The sequence below is a fragment of the Pseudomonas koreensis genome, from assembly GCF_025447595.1.
Classification (GTDB): domain Bacteria; phylum Pseudomonadota; class Gammaproteobacteria; order Pseudomonadales; family Pseudomonadaceae; genus Aquipseudomonas; species Aquipseudomonas koreensis_H.
Map to the genome: position 1 here is coordinate 1 of NZ_JAOEJU010000052.1, position 1,067 is coordinate 1,067.

The 1,067-nt window shown below is 55.9% G+C and carries 1 protein-coding gene; it reads right to left on the reverse strand.

Annotated elements, in window-relative coordinates:
* Window positions 1-1,067: elongation factor Tu (tuf, locus tag N8H71_RS28695; protein ID WP_262196517.1), on the reverse strand; the 1,067-nt coding region annotated here is incomplete at both ends.

Consider the following 1,067-nt stretch of genomic DNA (forward strand, 5'->3'; position numbering starts at 1 on the left):
CCTTCACGGATTGCGAAACGCAGACCGTCTTCCATCGCGATGGTTTTGATCAGGGTAACAGTCATCTGAATGTTGTCACCTGGCATTACCATTTCAACGCCTTCCGGCAGCTCGCAGTTACCAGTCACGTCAGTAGTACGGAAGTAGAACTGTGGACGATAGCCTTTGAAGAACGGAGTGTGACGACCGCCTTCTTCCTTGCTCAGAACGTAAACTTCTGCGGTGAACTTGGTGTGCGGCTTAACCGAACCCGGCTTAACCAGAACCTGGCCACGCTCAACGTCGTCACGCTTGGTGCCACGCAGCAGAACGCCGCAGTTCTCGCCAGCACGACCTTCGTCCAGCAGCTTGCGGAACATCTCAACACCGGTGCAGGTGGTGGTGGTGGTGTCACGCAGACCAACGATTTCCAGTGCATCTTGAACGCGAACGATACCGCGCTCGATACGACCAGTTACAACAGTACCGCGACCCGAGATCGAGAACACGTCTTCGATTGGCATCAGGAACGGCTTGTCGATAGCACGCTCTGGCTCTGGGATGTAGCTGTCCAGAGTTTCCACCAGCTTCTTGACAGCGGTGGTGCCCATTTCGTTGTCGTCTTTGCCTTCCAGCGCCATACGAGCCGAACCGATGATGATCGGAGTGTCGTCGCCTGGGAAGTCGTAGGTGGACAGCAGGTCGCGAACTTCCATCTCAACCAGTTCCAGCAGCTCAGCGTCGTCTACCAGGTCAGCCTTGTTCAGGAAAACCACGATGTACGGAACGCCTACCTGACGGGACAGCAGGATGTGCTCACGGGTTTGTGGCATCGGACCATCAGCGGCCGAGCAAACCAGGATCGCGCCGTCCATCTGCGCAGCACCAGTGATCATGTTCTTCACGTAGTCAGCGTGACCTGGGCAGTCAACGTGAGCGTAGTGACGAATGTTCGAGTTGTACTCAACGTGCGCGGTGTTGATGGTGATACCGCGAGCTTTTTCTTCTGGAGCGCTGTCGATCTTGTCGAATTCAACTACGGCCGAACCGAAAACTTCGGAGCAGACGCGAGTCAGAGCAGCGGTCAG